Origin of the sequence: Undibacterium sp. TC9W (assembly GCF_049339865.1) — a bacterium.
Taxonomy (GTDB): domain Bacteria; phylum Pseudomonadota; class Gammaproteobacteria; order Burkholderiales; family Burkholderiaceae_D; genus Undibacterium.
The window spans coordinates 286065-307222 of sequence record NZ_JBMPPJ010000004.1 but is presented as its reverse complement, the minus strand read 5'-3'; the positions used below and the strand labels follow the sequence as shown (position 1 = coordinate 307222).

The 21158-nt window shown below is 52.0% G+C and carries 17 protein-coding genes; 3 read left to right on the top strand and 14 right to left on the bottom strand.

Annotation, left to right across the window (positions count from 1 at the left end):
* Window positions 1-93 precede the first annotated feature (93 nt).
* Together ACO0LN_RS07315 and ACO0LN_RS07310 are read left to right on the top strand one after the other, a co-directional pair.
* Window positions 94-1638, top strand: coding sequence for a hypothetical protein (locus tag ACO0LN_RS07315; protein ID WP_422972352.1), 1545 nt, complete (start codon window positions 94-96; stop codon window positions 1636-1638).
* Window positions 1639-1717: 79 nt separating this feature from the next.
* Complete coding sequence (locus ACO0LN_RS07310; protein ID WP_422972350.1) at window positions 1718-1999, top strand: hypothetical protein; 282 nt, start codon at window positions 1718-1720, stop codon at window positions 1997-1999.
* A gap of 29 nt (window positions 2000-2028) precedes the next feature.
* Here ACO0LN_RS07310 and ACO0LN_RS07305 read toward each other — a convergent pair whose 3' ends face one another.
* The 11 genes from ACO0LN_RS07305 to ACO0LN_RS07255 form a co-directional block, all read right to left on the bottom strand.
* Window positions 2029-3720, bottom strand: coding sequence for a DUF1444 family protein (locus ACO0LN_RS07305; protein WP_422972348.1), 1692 nt, complete (start codon window positions 3718-3720; stop codon window positions 2029-2031).
* A gap of 122 nt (window positions 3721-3842) precedes the next feature.
* Complete coding sequence (locus ACO0LN_RS07300) at window positions 3843-4889, bottom strand: M48 family metalloprotease (RefSeq protein ID WP_422972346.1); 1047 nt, start codon at window positions 4887-4889, stop codon at window positions 3843-3845.
* A gap of 7 nt (window positions 4890-4896) precedes the next feature.
* Window positions 4897-6156: a YjgN family protein gene (locus ACO0LN_RS07295; RefSeq protein ID WP_422972344.1), complete on the bottom strand. Its 1260-nt coding sequence runs from the start codon at window positions 6154-6156 to the stop codon at window positions 4897-4899.
* A gap of 129 nt (window positions 6157-6285) precedes the next feature.
* Complete coding sequence (locus ACO0LN_RS07290) at window positions 6286-8160, bottom strand: DUF3426 domain-containing protein (RefSeq protein WP_422972342.1); 1875 nt, start codon at window positions 8158-8160, stop codon at window positions 6286-6288.
* Window positions 8161-8167: 7 nt separating this feature from the next.
* The gene (gene prmA, locus ACO0LN_RS07285) at window positions 8168-9079 is read right to left on the bottom strand and encodes a 50S ribosomal protein L11 methyltransferase (RefSeq protein ID WP_422972341.1); all 912 of its coding nucleotides are present in this window, start codon (window positions 9077-9079) and stop codon (window positions 8168-8170) included.
* 507 nt (window positions 9080-9586) lie between these two features.
* A complete protein-coding gene (gene accC / locus ACO0LN_RS07280) occupies window positions 9587-10954 on the bottom strand; it encodes an acetyl-CoA carboxylase biotin carboxylase subunit (protein WP_422972339.1) in 1368 nt (455 codons plus the stop codon).
* Between the two features lie 109 nt (window positions 10955-11063).
* Window positions 11064-11516, bottom strand: a complete 453-nt coding sequence (gene accB, locus ACO0LN_RS07275) for an acetyl-CoA carboxylase biotin carboxyl carrier protein (protein ID WP_422950912.1) — start codon at window positions 11514-11516, stop codon at window positions 11064-11066.
* A gap of 145 nt (window positions 11517-11661) precedes the next feature.
* Entirely contained in the window at window positions 11662-12099 is a 438-nt protein-coding gene (gene aroQ / locus ACO0LN_RS07270; protein WP_422972337.1) for a type II 3-dehydroquinate dehydratase, read from the bottom strand.
* A gap of 78 nt (window positions 12100-12177) precedes the next feature.
* On the bottom strand, window positions 12178-12714 hold the full coding sequence (locus tag ACO0LN_RS07265; RefSeq protein ID WP_422972335.1) for a redoxin family protein: 537 nt from the start codon (window positions 12712-12714) through the stop codon (window positions 12178-12180).
* 289 nt (window positions 12715-13003) lie between these two features.
* Window positions 13004-15514 (bottom strand): VIT and vWA domain-containing protein, encoded by a 2511-nt coding sequence (locus ACO0LN_RS07260; protein WP_422972333.1) that lies wholly within the window; start codon window positions 15512-15514, stop codon window positions 13004-13006.
* 54 nt (window positions 15515-15568) lie between these two features.
* Window positions 15569-15997 (bottom strand): MerR family transcriptional regulator, encoded by a 429-nt coding sequence (locus ACO0LN_RS07255; RefSeq protein WP_422972331.1) that lies wholly within the window; start codon window positions 15995-15997, stop codon window positions 15569-15571.
* 141 nt (window positions 15998-16138) lie between these two features.
* Here ACO0LN_RS07255 and ACO0LN_RS07250 point away from each other — a divergent pair, with 141 nt between their 5' ends.
* On the top strand, window positions 16139-16648 hold the full coding sequence (locus ACO0LN_RS07250) for a hypothetical protein (protein WP_422972329.1): 510 nt from the start codon (window positions 16139-16141) through the stop codon (window positions 16646-16648).
* A gap of 139 nt (window positions 16649-16787) precedes the next feature.
* Here ACO0LN_RS07250 and ACO0LN_RS07245 read toward each other — a convergent pair whose 3' ends face one another.
* From ACO0LN_RS07245 to ACO0LN_RS07235, 3 genes are read right to left on the bottom strand one after another with little or no spacing between them, the layout of a single operon-like run.
* Window positions 16788-18347, bottom strand: coding sequence for a DHA2 family efflux MFS transporter permease subunit (locus ACO0LN_RS07245; protein WP_422972327.1), 1560 nt, complete (start codon window positions 18345-18347; stop codon window positions 16788-16790).
* A complete protein-coding gene (locus ACO0LN_RS07240; protein WP_422972325.1) occupies window positions 18347-19600 on the bottom strand; it encodes an HlyD family efflux transporter periplasmic adaptor subunit in 1254 nt (417 codons plus the stop codon). Before ACO0LN_RS07240 ends, ACO0LN_RS07245 begins: the two co-directional genes overlap by 1 nt.
* Window positions 19597-21129 (bottom strand): efflux transporter outer membrane subunit, encoded by a 1533-nt coding sequence (locus ACO0LN_RS07235; protein WP_422972323.1) that lies wholly within the window; start codon window positions 21127-21129, stop codon window positions 19597-19599. Before ACO0LN_RS07235 ends, ACO0LN_RS07240 begins: the two co-directional genes overlap by 4 nt.
* Between the last annotated feature and the right edge of the window lie 29 nt (window positions 21130-21158).

Below are 21158 nucleotides of genomic sequence, written 5' to 3'. Positions count from 1 at the left end.
CTCCTGCAGCGATATCGCGCCACTCCCCCCACTAAACACCCTCCTTCAGGGGGTAGCTGAAATACAATAGCGTTTTTTCATTTTCTGCCTGCCATGAGTTACACGCTGACGATTCTCGCTACCCAGACACCGGCCAGCGATGCAGAGACCTACACCTGGCTGAACGACAAGCGGGAAAGCTATTACAACAGTGATGCGGCGGCAGTACCAGTGCTGGTCAAATTTCATGATGCCATTACGCGCCTGTTCCCCTGCCTGTCCAGTTGCACAGATGACGACGCCATGGATGCCTGCCCGTGGTCGGATGGCCCTTTAATCAACAATTTTATTGGCGACATGGGTGTCGTCGGCATTTCGCAGAGACATGAAGAAGTCATCCAGCAGATATTGCGATTTAGCAATACGCTGGGACTGACCGTGATTGATGAGCAAGAAGGCGTAATACACAGGCCGCAGCGCTATCGCATCGTGCCACAGGGTGTCAAAGATGGCATGACTGTGAATGCTGTAGCTGACAAACTGGCCCCCTTGTTCAAACGCACGCCGGCGCAAGTTGCTGACATGCTCGCACAACCAGGCCTAGTGTTGAAAAAAAACCTGACGCAGATTGTCGCCCAAAACTATGTGGCTAGCCTGGCGCAATACGGCTGCGTCTGTATCATGGAGCCAGACATCGTCATCACCAGCGCCACTGTACCTGAAGAAAACCCGCAGCAAGCAGCAGCAACGGCGACGGTGACGCCGGCCGCAGGCACAGACGAAGCAATGCAGCGCTGGATAGCCTATAACAATACGGGCAAAAAGAAAGAAGCGGCTGACAAGCCTGAACCGGAGATCGTTAACTACGACGATATCCGTATTGCTGAACTGGCTGATGGTCAAAAGCAGTTGATTTATGCTGTGGCGCTGAATTTTGCTGTACTCAGCATGAAGAGCGATGTTATCGGTTTTTTCACGATTGCATTTTGCCTGCTGCCCATTGAAGTCATGTTCTTTGCCGGTTATTTAAAACTGGCTGCCAATATGGGTTTCAACAACACCATGAGAAAGCTCATCGCTTACGGCTCCATGGTGCCGCTGGTAAATACCTTTATCTTGCTGGCCATTAATGATGAAGTCAATCGCCAGCTCAAGGATGCTGGCTTGCGGCCAAGTATCCTGGGCCTGTCTGCAAAACAGCGCGCCAGCCTGAATGAGGATATATGCCCCCCGCCTGGCCGCCCGCTAAAATGGGCGATAGGCACGGCAATTTTCATCGCTGCCGTGATAGGCATCGCGCATTGGAGAATCAGCATACCCAAAGATAAGCGCCTGGATTCCAGTTTGCCGTGCGCGATGATGGGTAAATGGGTGTTTACAGGAACCAGCACCCAGAAAATATTGCGCCTGGATAAGGATGGCAACATGCAAAGCAGTGTTGGTATCATGGGCACTTCTCCATACAGCGGCCTGGACGGTACATGGAAGGTACAAGACAAGCACCTGCTGCTGCAAGGTAAAAATGATCGCCCGGAGAAACAAGGCAAGCCTGTCATTCTCAGCAAGGATGGTAAAACCATGACGCTGATCGATGAAGAAAATGAAAAGCAAGACTATATGTTGATCGAAGCTCTGGCACCTTACAACTGTAATCATTAATTGTTGTCGATTGACCTCTTGCCGACCTTGTTACTCTGGCGCAGGCAACCACATCGCTGTAGCCCCGGTTTGTATTTGCATGCCTGACAGTTTTTATGAACTTATGGATTTATTTTCTCTGCCCTGCACTTTTGACATAGGCACAGGAAATAAAGTCAATGGTTCTCGTAAATTGATATTGCGTTTTTCTATGCAAGCTGTTGGCTTAACTTGCTTTAAGTGGATTTACTCAATCGCATTTCAGCCGCTGAATAGCGGAACACAAAGCAAATTTGGCAGAAATAATCCAGGCCCAGTTTTTGTGCTTCATGTTCAGCCTGAGTTCGCCTGTCTTCCTTTTTTACGCTGGACAAGTAAGTAATCAATCTTACTCAGTTTTTTTACAAACAATTATCTTGGGCTAGCTAGCTCCTCAACCGGCACTTCACGCAGGATTTTTCCTGCGATGAATTTGTCCCCGCCCTCTGTCTCGCAGTGATAAGCCCACAAGACTACAGGCTCTTCGGTATTGCCTGAATAACTGACCTGCTCTTCTGGCTCCAGCCACTCTGCACGACCGCCATATTCTTCCCTGAATTGAAAATCGGAAGAAAAATTTCCTGTCGCAGATTTCAGCTTCCATAGTTTGTCTTTCAAGATATAACTGCCAAACCTCAGCACCCTGATTTTTTCTTTGGAAATATTGCGCAAGACAATTACATATCTGGTTTCGCCATCTTGAGTGAATTTGCTCTTGGCAAAGTTAATGTTAAGGAATTTGACGCCGTTGACAAGTGCGCTGACGGCGAGTGAAGTCTTGATGATATTTACAGGAGCAAACTGTCTGTGTACGCCAAAGGGTAGCAATGCAGCGAGAATATCGCTGATGCCTTCTGCCTCTTTCAGTTCGCCGTAAGAATTGCAAGCATAAAAACTTTGAATGCGATGCAGTTGCATAGACACTTTTACATTCACAGCAAATTGGGAGGCATAATTATCATCCAGACTGACCCAGCCATCTTCTATCTGCTTGACCCTGGCCCATTGCAACTCGCCATCCGTAGTTGTCGGGATAAAAATTGAATAGTCAGGGTGCGCCTCGTAAATAGATAGCAAGCGCTGTGCCGTTTTTGACAAACTGCGAGGATTCATCGCCAAATTCATCGTATAAAAACCGAGTATGGAATCACCACTCTCAGGTTCATTCTGGAATTGCTTGACTACCTTGGTCCAGGGAAAGGCAATATTCCCATTTTCCAGCCGGATACCTGGACTGCCATAATGTTTTATCCACTTACCACCCAGATTGCGTCTTAAACATTCGCCTAAAAAACATCCTATCAATTGCCATAACATGCCGATGAGATTGTCATTTCCCAATTTGCGCAGATAATTAATATAGTCATCTGTCCAGCGCACACTTTCAAGCTCATAGCTGAGATCGATTTGCTTGTGCTCCTTGCAAATCTCGCGAAACGATTCAGCCCTGTCAATGGCCCAGGCCTGGAACTTGGCCACCCCCAGTTCCAATACCTTGAGCTCTTCAATATCTGTTTTGATTTCTACCCAACGCATGTTTTGCCGGCGGTAGAGTGATGTACTGATCAGTTCCGAGGTATGACTGATATCCCTGCTGATCACCTCCCTGAGCAGAGCTATGCCTGCTTCAGACTGGCTGTCACAAAAAGCCAAGGCGTCGCGCCGGGGGATGGCGATGATAAAGCCATTATTGACACAGTTCGATAATTCGCTATCCCAGAGATCGTCCAGCAGCATAGAACTTGCTACAAAACGCATGTCGGCAAAAACGCCGTATAGCGGTGCGCTGTCATGCAAGCCAAAAGTCCGGTCTATCCTTTGCTTGAGGTTGGACATTGCGGACTGGTGCAGTGTCGCCAGGGTCCATCGTTCTGCCCGCAAATGCTGCTCTTTAATAAAAACATAGCCGTTATTATCTTCGACCAGATAGGCAATCCCCAGGCCATTTCCCAGGTCCTGGATACAAGCGCCATGGGTATCTTCACTGTCATGTTCGCCGCTTTTAATGACACCCGCTTCTACTACCTGTACATAAGCAATGGCTCTGCTACAAAATGAATTCATTTACTTTATCCGGAATAATTAGCCAGGCTATTTTTCTGTTTTTTTGTTTGGCTCTTTGTTTGCCGTTTATAGCGCTGCTGGTATAGCCGTTATTTATAGGTGCGCAAACCACCACGACTTTTTTACCGTGCCGCCGCCCTGAACCTTGCCACCCTGTCTTCAGTCGCCGGATGGCTGGACATGTATTGGGTGATACGTTTGGTGGTGGATTCTTGTGCGGCTTCACGCTTGTGCATTTTCTCCATGCGTTCCAGCGCATCCGCCAGGCGGGCGGGTGACAAGCCTGTTTCCTTCATGCGCCTGATCGCATAGTCGTCGGCTTCGGTTTCCATTTCACGCGAAAATTCCATATTCACGACCCCGGCAGACGCCAGGCTGACAACGGAACTGAAATCAGAAAACAGGCTGCCCGCAATCACAGTCACCATGGCGTCACGCACCAGGCGGCGCATGCCATGATTTCCTTCGACGTGGCCGATCTCATGCGCCAGCACGCCCGCCAGTTCTTCGGCCCCTGCCGGACTCAGGCCACGGTCCTTACTGGTACTGAGCATCTCTATCATGGCGTCCGTAACGACTATGGTGCCGCCTGGCAGGGCAAAGGCGTTGGCACCGATATTCGGGGCATTCCTGATTTCCAGCCGCATGGGTATGCGGCCATGTTCGGGCATGACACGCTCTATCGCTTCCTTGGCCTGGGCTATGCGTTGATCACTTAAATGGCTGCGGCTCAGCACGGATTTGTCCAGCAGTTTCATGACTTCGTCGCCAAGGGCCTGTTCATACTTGCCAGGCAGGCGCGCAGCGATCTTATCAGCCAGCAAAGGCACACCCCATTCACGCGCTGCCAGCAGCAAGGCCGCCATGACGATGATTGCTGCCAGCGCCCATTTCCATTGTCTTTGCCAGCGCTGCACCAGGCTGGGCCGGTAATCAAGAAAATCCAGCAGGGTTTGCTGGTCTGCCCTGTCATGGATTTCGCAATGGCTGCCGTCTGAAAAACTGAGTATGCAGGGCGCATGTTCAAAGGGCTCTGACACCTGCAATCTCTTTTTCCTGACGGGATATTGCTTGCCATCAAAAATGACATTCACAATATCTTGTTGCAAATCCAGCTGGATGGGTTGTATCCGGCTCTGGTGATGGTCGAAATAATTGGCTTTAATCATGTGGCAATTACCAGGATAAATCAAAGCCAAACATGTCGGCAGAACTGTCGCCAGTGGCTTGCGTCTGCCCGGCTCTGCTGATGGCTTGCACCTGATCCAGTTCTTCTGCCAGCAGACGTACATACGCAAGGCGAAAGCGATACACGGCCACGACAGCAAATGGCCGGTACAAGCCAAGGCTGAACAAGGTGAAGAAAAAATTTTTCACCTGCAAGCGCCAGTAAGGCCAGTATGGCAGTGAAGAGTCTATGTCTATACCTGGGAAGCTGGTGTTGTCCCAGGATTTATTCCAAGCAACGGCCTGTATATAGCTCAGGCACCCGATTGCGGCCAGCACCGCAGCCAGCATCATGAGAAATCCTATGACCAGAAAAAAAACGTCTTTGGTACTACGGATGTATTGCAACAGGCTGCCACCATTTTTTTCTATGATGACGGCAACTATGCCACTCAGAAAAATGCCGACAATCAGGGAACAAAACAGTGCCAGCAATACGCCGACATAACTCCAGCTAAAGGCCCCGCTTTTCATGTCGCAACTGGCGCGCAAATTACCGTAGCTGATATTGTCATGCTGGTAGATACGCATTCTGGCATGCAGCCAGGGCCAGAAAATGTAACCCAGGAAAGCGAAGAATGCCATATAGCTTTCTTCAGGAAACAGCGCACCAAACAAGCCAGGCAAGAGGATCACGAGAGCAACCGGTGCATAGGCCGCATAGGCATCCTGTACCGAGCCATGAAATTGGAAACGCAAGCCTCGGTAACTGGTCTGGTGCAAGCGAAAACGCAAGGCGCTGCGCATCATGAAAGGCAGACCCAGCACGAATATGACGAAAAACAGCAATGCCAGGTTCTTTGACAAGGTGAACAGATAGTGATAACAGAACAGTAAAACCACGGCAACAAGACGGCCACGCAAGATGGTTTTTGCCTCACCATGAAAATTGAAACTGGCACCGGCGAGACTGGTATTGCGGTCAAAATATTCCAGCCGTCTGACCTTGGCCCAGGCCGAATAAATACCCAGCGTTGCCAGACTCAGGCAAAGATTGACTACCCAGATACGAAAATACTCTTTGCCAGTGCCGCTGAAGCTGAGTTGATACCAGTCAGGCATGCGTGGCTGTTCAGACTTGCTGGCAATGGCTGCGGCTGTGGCGGGCGCCTCAGGCAAGGGATCGATGTCTAAGTCGTTCGTCCATTCCTGGTATTCGACAAGGGGGACGGTGGATAGCCAGACTTCGGCTTCTTGATGGATTTGCATTGCTGAACGTGGGTGTAGTGTTTATCTGTGATCAGATGCAAATAGATTTTTCCAGCTTCGCTGTATCGAGTATATGGATCAGGATATATTGATGAGTATGGTTTTATCAGTCTATCGGTGTCAAGGACATCAAGGATAAAACACACCTACGTGAAAACCCGCAGGTTTAAGTACAGGCAGCTCAAAATACAGCTTGATGCTTTGTTCGCCTCCAGCAGCAAAGCCTTTTGCCAGCTTGTCTTTTTCGGTCAGATAGTCTGCCGGGGTAAAAGCGCGCTGCAACAGGGGCTTGTCTTTGACGTCGTTCAAGACCAGTTCTATATTTGGCCAGGTCTGCGCAACGTCGCTCTGGTTCTGGATTTGCATGACCAGCATGAAGACATTACGCTCTGGTGCCAGGTTTTGCAATTCATTTGAATCAACGGCAATTTTTTCTATCTGTGCAGGCAAAGTCACCTGGCAATTCAGGTATTTGCATGCCTGCAGCAACCAGGGTTTGGTTTCTGGCATGCGGACAGCGAGCTGGTTACGGAAGATATAGGCAGACTGGCCCAGCAATAAAGGTAGCAGCAAGCCAACCATCAGGCCCAGCATGATGTTGGCCATGCGTTTGCGGGAACGCTGTTTTTCTGCCTGGATCACAAAATTGGGTTTGGCCGGCTCTTCTTCAGGATCACTGCTGGAGTCTTCATTGGCGGCGGCCTGCTGCGCGAGCGCGGCTTCGGCCTCGCCTATGTAGGCTTCGCCTTGTATGCCATCGACAGTATTGCCGGTGGTAGCCGTTGCAACCTCATCATTGATGGACACAGCATCATCTGGTGCGGCCACATCGGCATGATCTTTGTGGCGCCAGACCTTGCTGGCACTATGTGCATCGGCTATTTCAGTGGCCGGGAATTCTGGCAGTTTTTCTTTGCCGTCCGCCGCGTCTTCTGCACCTTCGCTGACTGACCAGTCGGCAGTTGGCGGGTCCATGAGGGCGGCACGGGTTTCCAGTTCCATGCGGGACAAATCAGCTTCCTGCACTTCTTCAGATGGCAACAAAAAGCCACCATCACCGAGGTCAAAATCAAGAGCAGATGAGCTAGTGATGACAGGTTCTTTTTTTAAACCTGCCGGTTCAGGGTCTGCCTTGAGCTGGCTGAGTGGGTCCAGCACAGGTTCAAGCTTTTGCGGCTCTGCGGTGGTGGGCGCCGTGCTGACTGGAGTAACAGCGGCAGGAGTAACAGCGGCGGGAGTAAGCACGGCGGGCCTGGTTGCCGGAGGAATATCCCTGGGCATGTCAAAAGCTTCTGCCTCAAATTCCAGCTCGGCCTTGCTGATGGCGGCCAGCACTTTTGTTGCGGGCCTGGCAGTAGCGCTGCTTGCTGGCTTGCCGACAGCTGCGGGCCTTTCTGGTGGCACCAGACTGTCTGACAAGAGCATGTCTTCTTGCGGCAACGCATCGGGCGGGAAGAAGCGGCCCACAGGAGTGACGGGAGACGGCGGCACTATACGCGTCTGCTCGAAATTGGGCTCAGGTTCTATCAGGGACGACAGATGTTCTGCCGGCACTGGCTTGGCGTCCTGCTTGAGTTCCGGCTTGGATTCTGGCTTGCTTTCTGCCACAACTTCGCTTGCCGTGGCAGACGTGACTGGTTTTGCTGCTGGCGCTGGCACCGATGCACTGACTTGCGGCCTGACAGGTGCAACAGGTTTGTCAGGTGCTGCTGGTGTGACTGGTGTGGCTGGTGTGACTGATGCAGCACTGGCCGCCGCTGGCACGGTGGCTACCGTTGGTGTCGCCTGAGTTGCGACACTCGTCATAGTTGCTGGTCTGGCAGGCGTTGGAGAAGGTACCGGTGCCGGTACAGGTTTTTGCCCATCGCCAGGTAACAGGTTTTCTACCGCATTAAAAGTTTGCTGGCATGAGCCACAACGCACCAGGCCCGCATGCAATTTCAACTGATCATTGGCTACCTTGAAGGCAGTCTGACAGTGGGGGCAGCGGGTCGCCAGTGCCATAGTCGCCTCAGTTAGCCAAAGAGCCTGACAACGCGACCCAGCCTTCATGCTCAGCCCAGACGGTGAGCTTGATGAAAGGTTCGTATGCTGCTGCCACTTCTTCGGCCTGCCTTGCCAGCACGCCCGAGAGTATCAGCGAGCCGCCAGGGGCTACACGACCCGCCAGCATTGGGGCCATCAACTTCAATGGGCTGGACAAGATATTTGCCACGACCACATCAAATTTCTGCGATGCCGGATGAGCCGCACCAAAACCTTCTGGCAGCGCATATTCAATCTGGCAGCTATTACGCTCAGCATTGAAGTTCGCAGACTCAATTGCTTGCGGATCAATATCCACACCAATGACGCTGGCGGCACCCAGCTTGCTGGCGACCATGGCCAGGATGCCGGAACCACAGCCATAATCGAGTACAGACAAATCCTTTGGCGCGTGCGCTTCCAGCCATTCCATGCACAGCTTGGTGGTTGGGTGACTGCCAGTACCGAAGGCGAGACCAGGATCAAGTTCCAGGATCAAAGCATCAGGATCAGGCGCGTCATGCCAGCTAGGCACGACCCAGATATTCTTGCCGATATGAATAGGGGCAAACTGCGATTGCGTCAGGCGCACCCAGTCTTGCTCTTCGACATTACGGGTGATGTAGGCTGGCACGACAGTAAGGCCAATCGCAGCGGCAGCTTCAGCCACCAGTTCTGCGTGATCGGCGTCGATATCAGCGAGGGCAACCACGCGGCTGCGGTCCCACGCGGCTTCATCAGGCTCCATGCCTGGCTCGCCGAACAGCGGACGTTCAGCATCCGTACCTTCATCGGCATCTTCCACGGACACCGACAAGGCCCCCGCATCCATCAAAGCATCAGACAAAGCCTCAGCCTGCTCACGCGCTACTTCTATGACTATTTCTATCCAGCCCATATTGCTACTTTCTTACGTTCTATATACAGCGTTATTACTTCCAGAAACTTCAAAGTACTTCAAAACCAAAAGGCTCACCACAGAGGAAGGAAAGGCAGCCTGCATGCTGCCTTCGTTTCGCAGGCGAACAGCATTGCCGTTCGAAACCCCTGCTACACCACCGAGGCACAGAGAAAATCAAGAGAAACAAATTCCTCATCGACAATGCGTGCATAAACATGGATATGCGGTATGAGTTTAATTTAATGCATTAAAACTTCTCAATAGCAAAAAGCTTACCACAGAGCCTCCGTAACAAAGCCAAAAGCACAGGGAAAAACTTGTGTTTTCTCTGTGCTTCTTTTTCAACTTCGTAGGTTGGGCTACGTTTTACCAGCCCAACACTGCGCCTTCGATTAACGTCTGCACAGAATCAGATGCTGAGTGTTGGGCTGGTAATGCGTAGCCCAACCTACAGAACTCCAGCGCTTTCCTCCGTGTCTCTGTGCTTAGAGGTCGTTACTTCGATTACTTACTTTTTTTAGACAACTCCGGCATGTCCGCCAATTTATGTTCAAGGTAATGAATATTCGTACCACCTTCAATAAATCGCGCATCTATCATCAGTTCGCGGTGCAGCGGGATATTGGTTTGTATGCCCTCCACCACCATCTCTGACAAAGCGATCTGCATGCGTCGGATAGCCTGTTCGCGGGTTTCGCCATAGGCAATGACCTTGCCTATCATGGAATCATAATTTGGCGGCACGAAATAACCTGCGTAGGCATGCGAATCCACCCGTATACCAGGGCCACCCGGTGTATGCCAGGAGGTGATGCGGCCTGGCGAAGGGATGAACTTGAACGGGTCTTCGGCATTGATACGGCACTCAATGGCATGGCCCTTGAGCATGATATCGGTTTGCTTGAAGCGCAGTTTTTCATTGAAGGCAATACGGATTTGCTCTTGCACGATATCAACACCAGTAATCATTTCTGTCACTGGATGCTCAACCTGCACGCGGGTATTCATTTCTATGAAATAGAATTCGCCGTTTTCGTACAAGAATTCAAAGGTACCAGCGCCACGGTAACCGATCTTGCGGCAGGCGGCAGCGCAGCGGTCACCGATTTTTTCTATGATCTTGCGTGGGATGCCTGGTGCAGGTGCTTCTTCGATGACTTTTTGATGGCGGCGCTGCATGGAGCAATCACGCTCACCGAGCCAGATGGCATTGCCATGCTGGTCAGCAAGGATCTGGATTTCCACGTGACGTGGGTCTTCCAGAAACTTTTCCATATACACTTCTGGATTACCAAATGCTGCACCGGCCTCTGACTTGGTCATGGTGACTGCATTGAGCAAAGCTGCCTCAGTATGCACCACGCGCATGCCACGGCCACCACCACCGCCAGCGGCTTTGATGATGACAGGGTAACCAACCTTGCGGGCTGTTTGCACGATGACTTTAGGGTCGTCTGGCAATGCGCCTTCAGAGCCTGGTACACACGGCACACCAGCCTTGATCATGGCGTGCTTGGCCGATACCTTGTCACCCATCATCCGTATGGATTCAGCACGCGGGCCGATGAAGACAAAACCGGATTGCTCTACACGTTCAGCAAAGTCGGCGTTTTCAGACAAAAAACCATAACCGGGGTGGATGGCCTGGGCATCAGTCACTTCAGCTGCGCTGATGATGGCTGGCATGCTCAGGTAACTTAAATTCGACGGAGCAGGGCCTATGCAAACAGATTCGTCGGCCAGCTTCACATATTTTGCTTCGCGGTCAGCCTCAGAGTGCACGACCACGGTTTTGATACCCATCTCGCGGCAGGCGCGCTGGATACGTAGCGCGATTTCACCACGATTGGCGATAAGAATTTTTTCAAACATGATTTAACTTTGCGGTGGCAATGGTTGCAATTGCGTGAGCAGAAAACCTGTCCGGTATGATCGCCCTCAACACGGGCAGCGGACTTCAGTTCGCGCACGCGCGCCTGGATCAGCCAATCACGAACAGCGGCTGGCCGTATTCAACAGGCTGACCATTTTCAACCAGAATCTGTTTGATCGTGCCTGTGAAATCGCTTTCGATTTCATTCAGCAATTTCATTGCTTCGATAATGCAAAGAGTGTCGCCAGCATTGACGCTCTTGCCGATATCAGCAAAAGGAGCGGCACCTGGGGAAGACGAGCGGTAGAAAGTACCGACCATAGGAGATTTAACAATATGACCATCTGGCACCACTGGTGCTGCTGCAACAGGAGCGGCAGCGGCTGGAGCAGCGGCAGGCATCATCTGGTGCTGGGGTTGCTGCATCATGACTACCTGGTTTTGCGGCATCGCAGAAGATTTGACGATGCGGACTTTGCCTTCACCTTCAGTTACTTCGAGTTCAGCGATATCTGATTCTGCTACGAGGTCGATCAGGGTCTTGAGTTTTCTTAAATCCATGTGGAATCCCCTTGAAAAAAGTGGTTCTGAATTAATTGGGACGCGCAATGCTGAGCAGGAAAACAGCTCTACAATTGCCGCCGAAGTTTGGATTATATACGAAATAAGCTGGCATTATCAGCAAATTACGCGAAGATGCGAGAATTTAAATATTTTTCAGGGAAAAGTCAATCGCCAGGCGGTAACCTTCAGTACCGAGGCCGCAGATGACGCCTTTGGCAATTGCAGACAAGTATGAATGATGTCTGAAGGCTTCTCTTTGATGTACATTCGATATATGTACTTCTATAAACGGGATCGCCACGCCAGCAAGCGCATCCCTCAGGGCAACACTGGTATGCGTCAGGCCGCCCGGGTTGATGATAATAGCATCGACTTGCTCATTGCGGGCAGCATGGATGCGGTCAATTAATGCGCCTTCATGATTACTTTGAAAAAATGACAACTCTGCGCCAGCTGTTTTTGCCTGTTCCTGCGCTGCAGCCTCTATCGCGGCCAAGGTAGTGGCGCCATAGGTAGCAGGCTCGCGGGTACCGAGCAGATTCAGATTGGGGCCATTCAGCAGCAATAGTTTGCGCGCCATAGTCACTTACAATTTGACGAAGATGGCCGCATTTTGCCGCTAATCGACGCAGATTGGCAAGGAAAAACGACGCTTCTTTTATTTTTCCAAAGAATATTTGGCAATATCGGTATGCAATTCATCCATTTTCAGGCGACCAAGATAGGATTTTACGACCTTGCCTTCCGCATTAATCAATACGGTAAAGGGCAAGCCGCCACCGGTATTACCCAATTGACGCGATAACTCAGAACCTTCCATGCCCGTAGAAAACAAGGGATAGCTGATTTTATATTTTTTTGCAAAATCAGCAATATTTGTTGGACTATCTATACCCAAACCCAAAATCTGTATGGACTTGCCTTTGTATCCATCTTGCATGGCAGACAACTCAGGCATTTCCTGCACACAAGGCGCGCACCAGGTCGCCCAAAAATTCACGACCAGGAACTTACCCTGCCATTCCACCATGGATTGCGGTTTACCTTCGCTATCCTTGAACTGCTGCGCCATCAATTGCGCGACCGACTTATCGGCAGGTGGCTTGGGCGTGGTCTGGCGGTTGCCCGCGTAGATACCCAAACCCGCAAACAGCAAACCCAGCGCGACTGCCAGGCCAACAAACTTCTTATTCATAAATACACACTCACATAAATCCAAAATCACGGCTCAAGGCAGGGATATTAGCCTAGCTGGGAGATTTATGCTGCATAAGTAAGTGATGCGGGATAGATGGTGAACCGTCATCAGGCCCCCTTCCCCGAAACTCTATTATGCGTTTGACATTAAAGAATGAATAAATCAGACCTGCAGGACTCTATTTACCTCAACCACATCTACAGGAATATCCGTTTAATGAGAGAGCAGGACACCATGCCTTGCACAATGCCCCTGCTCCTCCCTCCCAAAGTCTGACACGGCTTGCCTACCCTTCCATATCCATCAAAAAGATAGACTCCGACCAGGTTACAGCATCAAGCTCACGCACTGTTTTGCGTAGCTGGGCTTCCAGCCTGGCACTGGCAGCAGGGTTTGCTGACACACCGAGCAATTGCGCAGTATCTGCACTTGTCCTGCCACTAGCCTGCAACCCTGCCCACTGCTCTTGCGATTGCAGCAGACGTTCCACCATTTCTGGTTCGGCCATGATGCTGAAGAAGAGTTTGATGACTTGCTGTGCGCTGAGCTGGTCTTTGCAGTCTTCCCAGATTGCCAGTTCCAGCCATTCGATGACAGCTTCACCCAGCTGTATCTGTCTGAGCCCGGCAAAACTGTCTGGCCACAATTGCTCGTCGAAGTATCTGAGCAAGAGAGTCAGGCCCAGCGGTGTCAGCCCCTGATAATGCATGTCACGGCGGATTACCCTGTCTGCCCCAACAGCGCTGGCGTATTCAAAAAACGCTTGCATTGCCTCTGCATCAAGTACCAACCATTTTGCGACAGGCGATGGCAGATTACTGGCGTCCATGTAGCGGTCGCCCGATTCACCAGCCATGTCCAGAGCGGCCCGTTTCGACAATTTCCAGGTCGCCAGCCTGCTTCGCAGGTCCGGCGGCGCAGCAGCCACAGGTGCTGCCAGCATGGATAAGGAATAGGCCGCACCACCGGCGGCAGCGGGCGCAGCCATGACCGGCGCGGAGCAAACACCGCCCGCGATAGCCCCCAGCCCACCCCAGCCTGCCGGCAACATATGCGCTACCTGCATCAGGGCAGGCATATCCAGTGGCTTCTCATCTTCGGCTCTTTCCTCGACGATCAGGAAACTGGTTTCTGTGGAGATCAATTGATATTGCACCGCCAGTTCCTGCACGACCGATACCTGCTCCGCCAAGCCTTGCATGCCGGACAAATAAGTCGCTGCAGCCACGCGTGACAAGCTGGTTTCAGCCTGCAAGTCAGCTGTCAATGCAAGGCTGCCCAATTCGACTTCTTCAACCTGCCCTGACAAGCGGCCAAAAAGCTTCATCTGACCCTGAGGCTTTTCTGGCAAAAGGTAAAACATGTTCAGGGTTTCACCTTTGAAGACACTTGCTGGCATAGCCGTGGACCACAGTGGTTGACCGGCAAAGCCGGTGTCGATGCGGATATCCTGCCAGACTGGCGAGCGCAATTTCATGAACATGCGCAGGATGGCGGGTGCCACGTCTTCGCCCGGCGCCACATATTCACAAGAGCCACCACTGGCCCTGGCCAGACGTTCCAGATGCACTTCTGCCGGGCTGGAACCTATACCAACAATAAACACCCTTTGCCCGGCAGCACGGGCACTGCTGATGAGGCTATCGACGCTGTCGATTTCTCCATCGGTAATCATCAGCACATCGCTGCGCCCACTGCTCTGAATGGCAAAGGTAGATTCCAGCGCCAATGCCATCTCGGTACCACCAAGGCTGGCATCAAGCTCATCTACCCAGCGCAGCGCTGCTGCCTTGCTGGGTTTGGCAAACTTCCACATCGCCGGCGAACGGTGCTGCACTTCACTACCAAAGCGTGACAGGGAAATATGATCCCCGGCACTGAGTTGTTCGACTATCTCTTTCAGGGCCGTGCGTGCCGCCCTGATGCTGTCTCCATTCATGGAACCAGAACAATCAACCAGCAGCTTGACGGCCACATCAGTCATGTCAGCAGCCGCAATTTGCGGGCAAAAACTGGCCAGCAAAGCGACATGCTCAGGCTGATGATAGTCCCATCCCAGGACGCTGAAAGCCTGCTGGCTGAACTGGTCCAGGCACAGCACAAAGTCGCGGTCGAGATTACCCTTGCGTGACAGGCTGACTATCGTACCGCCATCGCCAGGCATGACGCTGATGGGATGGCTGGGCGAGGCAATACGCGCACCCGCCACCGCAGCCGCCAGGCGCAAGCTGATCTCAAACGGATACTCGACCCGTATATCATGCCTGGGGGTTGTAAGGCGCTCAAACAGGTTTTGCTTTTTGGTCGCAACTGCCTCTGTCATTTCATAGCGTGGCGCAATCACTGTTGGCACACAAATGCGCAAGGCATTCATGCCATCCATCTCGGCAAAGCGCAGGCTTTGCGCGTAATGCATGCTCAGCGTGCACGCTTCACCCGGCGCCAGGTTGCCTATGCTGAGGCTATAACTGCGGTCACCATTTTCTTGCAACATGAAAGCCGTATTGCCTTCAGAGATGGCTTCTTCATAATCGATCTCAGCTTTTTTCCTGGGTACGACAGCGCCGGATAGCTTCTTGCCATCCAGCTCGACTTCTATATCCAGCAAAACTGCATCCACAGGCAAAGGGAAGGTATATAACACCTCCACATGTTCTTTGTCCGATGGATTGATAAAACTTTGGGTAAGCTGCATGTCCAGTAGCATGCCTTGTATGACACCCGTCGCCCTGACCTTGGTCAAGGCCATTGCCTGTCCCTGGCTGGATTGTATTGTGGCCGTATTTTGGTTAAACATATTCATCCTCTCTGTGCTAGCCATTCGCATTGATGTGTGTTGTTATGCGTGCTGTCATGCGTCCTGGTTGTTTTTCATACGCTCTGCCAATTCGATAGCCTGCCTGACGAATTCCCTGAGCTGCTCCGGGGTCCAGCCTGCTTTGCCGGCATCGATCACCAGCTCCACCCCCTGCGCTACCGTCAAATGTGTACAGACAGAAATTGACCCGATTTGCTGTTGTTTCATCTCTACCGGGGCAGGTGCGCCGTGCAGCAATTCACGTATGCGCTCCAGTGAGACCCCCGCTGAACTCCACTTCTTGATCAGCAACAATTGTTCGAGATGCTGCGCTCCATAGCGCGCCGCCCGCGTCCCGCCTTCAGGCTTGCTGACCAGACCTATCTGCATGTAGTAACGCACAGTGCGTACTGACATCTCTGCCATCAAACAGAGTTCAGGGAGCAGATAGCTGCTGTCTTTTTTATCAGAAGTAGTATTCATACAGTACTTTATAACAGTTAAACTGTAATTATTCAAGTTTACTTTTTTGGAAAATGTTTGGCGCCCGATCAATCCAGGGATTGAATCAGTATAAAATCAACAACCATGAAAGAATTAATCAAGCAAAACACAGGACTCAACTTGCCACTTAAATCTCCAGGAGCAGAACAGTTTAAAAAGAGGGCTATACCTCTCTCCTTGTTACTGGGTATATTTTCTGCTGCAATCTGTTATATTTTTTTGCTGTTGCAACTGACTGTCATGTCAGGCACCAACAACATCAGCAAGCAACTGGTGGTGATTGCCAACTCCCCTCAGGTTTCAGCAACTTTGAATTTGTCACCCAATTGCAGTGTCTGGACTTTGCAAGCATTAAGGCTTGAATGTGGTGAAGTTCAAGTGGCAGAAGAATATGTCAACAAGGGACAACTCCCTCAATTGATAGCTACACTGACAAATCCTTGTGAAAGCATGCAGGGCCTGACAGAAGCAGACCAGTACGAAGCACGCCGCTACTTTCAATGCGATGGAAATCTCATTCCCTACAAGGCAACGGTCAGCATCGTCAAAATCACTACCACGCACCCTGAATCAGGAACAAGTGTCAACAAGAAAGAAAAAGTTGGCGAAATTGTGATCAACAAGTTTTAGCTTGCTGTAGAAGCGATAGATTCCAGCCACGCACACCTGAATTACCCTGATATGCCCCGACTGAAATGTGACAGGCATGATAAAGAAAAAGGCTTGCAAGTTTATACCTGCAAGCCTTTTTGTAATCTCAACACTGAATCTAATGCGCCCCACCTGCATCCACAGGTACCGCCGATTTTTTTGGTTTGGTCAGCCACACCAGACCTATCAGGCCAATGAACATGTAAGCCGACATCCAGAAAATATCCGTCGCGGCCATGGTGCTGGCCTGTACGCTGATGGTGCGGTCTATGATGGCATAGGCACCTTGTTCTGGTATGCCTTGCTGCATCAGGCTCTGCACGGTTTGCACAAAGGTCGGAAAGCTGCTGCCAGTGTTTTCTGCAATCTGGGCATGGTGCAGGGTGCTGCGGCTGTCCCAGATGGTGGTCATGATGGAGGCTCCCATGCCGCCGCACATGATACGCACAAAGTTCGACAAGCCCGATGCCGCCGGGATTTTATCCGGTGGCTGGCCTGACAGGATAATCGAAGTAAGCGGGATGAAGAACATCGACATCGCTGCACCCTGTATCAACGTAGGGATCAGCAGGGTATAAGTATCCACCTCGGTATTGAAACGCGAGCGCAGGAAGAACACTAGCGCAAACCCCATGAAGGCAGCAGACGCAACCTTTCTGGCATCCACCTTGGGCAATATCTTGCCTATGATGGGTGACAGAATAATCGCGAAGATGCCAACTGGTGCCATGACCTTGCCCGCCTCAGTAGCGGTGTAAGCCAGCTGCGTCTGCAACCATAATGGCATGATGACCAGGCTGCCAAAGAACAGGCCATAACCTATCGAAATCGCCACCACACCGGCACTGAAATTACGTCCCTTGAACAGCGACAGATCAACCACGGGATGGTCTTGCCCCAGTTCCCACACGACAAAATAAATCAGACCGATGACAGCAATCACAGTCAGCAGGATGATCTCGCCAGAATTGAACCAGTCCAGCTCCTTACCCTTGTCGAGCATGATTTGCAAAGCGCCCACCCAAACCACCAGCAAGAACAAACCAACCTTGTCGATAGGCAGGCTCTTGATGGCAGATTCGCGTTTGCGGTAGATGGACCAGGTAGCCCAGGCAGTAAACAATCCTACCGGAATGTTGATATAGAAAATCCAGGGCCAGGAATAATTATCTGATATCCAGCCACCCAGCAAAGGCCCCATGATGGGCGCGACGAGAGTGGTCATCCCCCATAGCGCCAGCGCCATGGAGCTTTTGGCGGGCGGGTAACTACCCAGCAACAAGGCCTGTGACAGCGGGATCATGGGGCCGGCAACTGCGCCCTGCAAGATACGCGCAGCAATCAAAATCTCGATATTCGGTGCCATACCGCACAGCCACGATGAAATGACGAACAGCAGGATAGATGACAGAAACAACCTGACCTGGCCAAAGTGCGTAGTCAGCCAGCCTGTCAGCGGTACAGAGATCGCATTCGCTACCGCAAACGAGGTGATAACCCAGGTGCCTTGCTGCGGGGAGACACCAAGGTTACCGGAGATGGCCGGTATCGACACATTGGCAATCGATGAATCCAGCACATTCATGAACACCGCCAGCGACAGGGCCAGCGTGCCCATTGCCAGTTGCCCACCTTTCAGTGGCGGATGCGGTGCCTGTGGACGTGGGGGCGCGCTCATTACATACCCTTGGTTTTAGAATTGACCGCAGTTGCCATGGCAGCAGTCTTGCTGTCTTTACTTGCTGGCAGATTCGCTGCGATAATCTCGGCGATGCGCTTGTCAGCATCTTGACCATTTTGTTCAAACACAGCAGTCTGGTAAGCAGGTGCGGTGCGCGCGGCAGCAGTCACAGGTGCGCCCTGCTGTTGCGAAATATTAACCTTTACCTGCATGGAGACACCGATACGCAAAGGATGGGTTTCCAGCTCTTTAGGGTCGAGGCTGATACGCACTGGTACGCGTTGCACCACCTTGATCCAGTTACCGCTGGCATTTTGTGCTGGCAGCAAGGCAAAGGCAGAACCCGTACCTGCTGACATACCGAGCACCTTGCCGTGATAGCTAATATCACTGCCATACAGGTCTGAATGCAATTCCACATCCTGGCCTATGCGCATGTGAGCGAGTTGCACCTCCTTGAAATTAGCATCCACCCACAAGGTATTCAAAGGCACAATGGACAGTAAAGGTGAACCGGGAGCGATGCGCTGACCGACTTGCACGGCACGTTTGGCGACAAAGCCATTCATGGGTGCTGGCAGGCTGGTGCGGCTCAGGGCCAGCAGGGTTTCACGTACACGGGCAGCAGCACGCAAGACATTCGGGTGCTGGGTGACGGTGGTATTTTCTGTCAGTGTGCGGTTGGATGTCAGTTGTTCATTCGCAGCTTGCAATGCGGCTTCTGCACTCTTGACGGCATTGCGCGCATGTTCCAGTTCTTCGGCAGAGACTGCGCCAGTGCTCAGCAATTGATTACGGCGTGCCAGGTCAGATTTGGCTCTTTCTACTTCGCTACTGCGCAGGCTGACATTGGCTTGCAGGCTACCATTATTGGCAAACAATACGCGCACTTCGCGCACGGTTTGTGCCAACTGGGCTTCGGCCTGATCGACGGCCACTTTGGCATCGGTCTTGTCGAGTTCGACCAGTGGCTTACCTGCCTGTACCACGTCAGTATCGTCAGCATGGATGGCAACCACAGTACCGGCAACTTGCGATGTCACTTGCACGACATTGCCGGCCGCATAGGCATCTTCAGTATGTTCAAAATTGCGGCCTACTGTGTACCACCATGTCGCATAGGCTGCAATAGCCACCAATACGATGAGGGTAATGATAATCAGCAGCACGCGCCGCTTGCCGCTTTTATCTGGTGCATATTCAGGCTGAGCAGGTACGCTGACGGTTTTGTTTTGATCTGGGGCGTTCATAACGCAGCCTCCGGTGTGTTTTTAACTAGTGATTGAGTGACGGTTTGATTGGTGCTGGCGGCAGTAACATTGGTCGCAGGCAAGGCCTTGCTCTCATATCCACCGCCCAATGCCTTGATCAGGTTGATGCGTGCTTCGGTATGGCGCACTGCCAGATCCAGCGAGAGTTTTTGTTGCGACAGCACGGCACTTTCAGCAGCCAGCACTGGCAGCTTGTTGGCAGTGCCCGCTTTTTGTCTTTGCTGCGCCAGTTGCAGGCCAACGCGGGCAGCCTGCTCGGCGGCTTGCTGCTCAGCCAATTGTGACTGACTGGCCTGTAATATCTGCACCTGGTCAGCGACTTCATGCAGGGCATCCGTGAGGCTCTGGTTATACGTCGCCACCGCCACATCATAAGCGGCGACCTTGCCTTTTAATTGCGCACGCAGGCGGCCACCTTCGAATATCGGCAAGCGTATGGCCGGGCCTGCACCTATGATGCCGCTGCCACTATTGGCCAGATTGGAGAGACCCAGGCTGGACAAACCAACGAAGCCAACGATATTGATGTTGGGATAGAACTGGGTCTTGGCGACATCAATGTCACCCTGCCCTGCTTCTACGCGCCAGCGCGCCGAGACGATATCAGGACGACGGCCCAGTAATTCCAGTGGCAAATTACCCGGCAAAGCGACATCTGCCACAGGCGCGAATTTTGGTGTGGCAATCAGCTTGCCTTCCTCCGGACCCAGGCCCTGCAAGGCAGCGATCTGGTTACGCGTCAGCGCCATCGCTTCCTGCCACTGGGCGATGTCGTTTTTAAGGCCAGACAATTGCACCAGGTTTTGCTGCACTTCTACTTTAGTGTCAAGACCAGCCTTGACACGTTGCTGCGTCAGGCTATCAAACTGTTCACGCACAGCCAGTTGCTGCTTGCTGAGTTCCAACTGTGCATTCTGGCGTGCCAGTTGTAACCAGGTACGGGCGATGGCATTGCTGAGCATCAGGCGCACGCTTTGCGCTTCGGCTTCTGCCACTTTTTCCTGCGACAATGCACCACGCATTTCGGCACTGTGCTTGCCCCAGAAGTCCAGTTCATAAGTGGCATTGAAACTGATCTGGTTATTTGTATTGTATGTACCTGCCAGTGGCGGCGGCACCAGGCCATGCTCGGTAAAGCGCTGGTAAGTGCTATCGACACTCAGATTAGCCGATGGCAATTTGTTGGCACCTACGAAAGCAGTAGCAGCCTGCGCTGCCTGCAAACGCGCAGCAGCAGCCTGGAGGCTGGGGTGGTTGGCCAGCGCACGGTCTATCAATGCCTGCAACTCTGCGCCACCTATACTGCTTGCCCATTGCAAATCCGGCCAGGCAGCATTGCCGCCCTGGTCAGGGAAGGCACCCGCTTGCGCCGTCAGTGTCTTGAGTTGCGCCTGGCTTTGTATGCCCTGATAACTGACGCAAGCCGACAGCAGGCACAATGCAGAGGCACTGAGCAGCAGGCGCAGGCTGGATGCGGCCGTAGCTGGTTTGAAAAGAGATTTTTTCATATGGATGATGTCAAAAAACGATGTCAAAA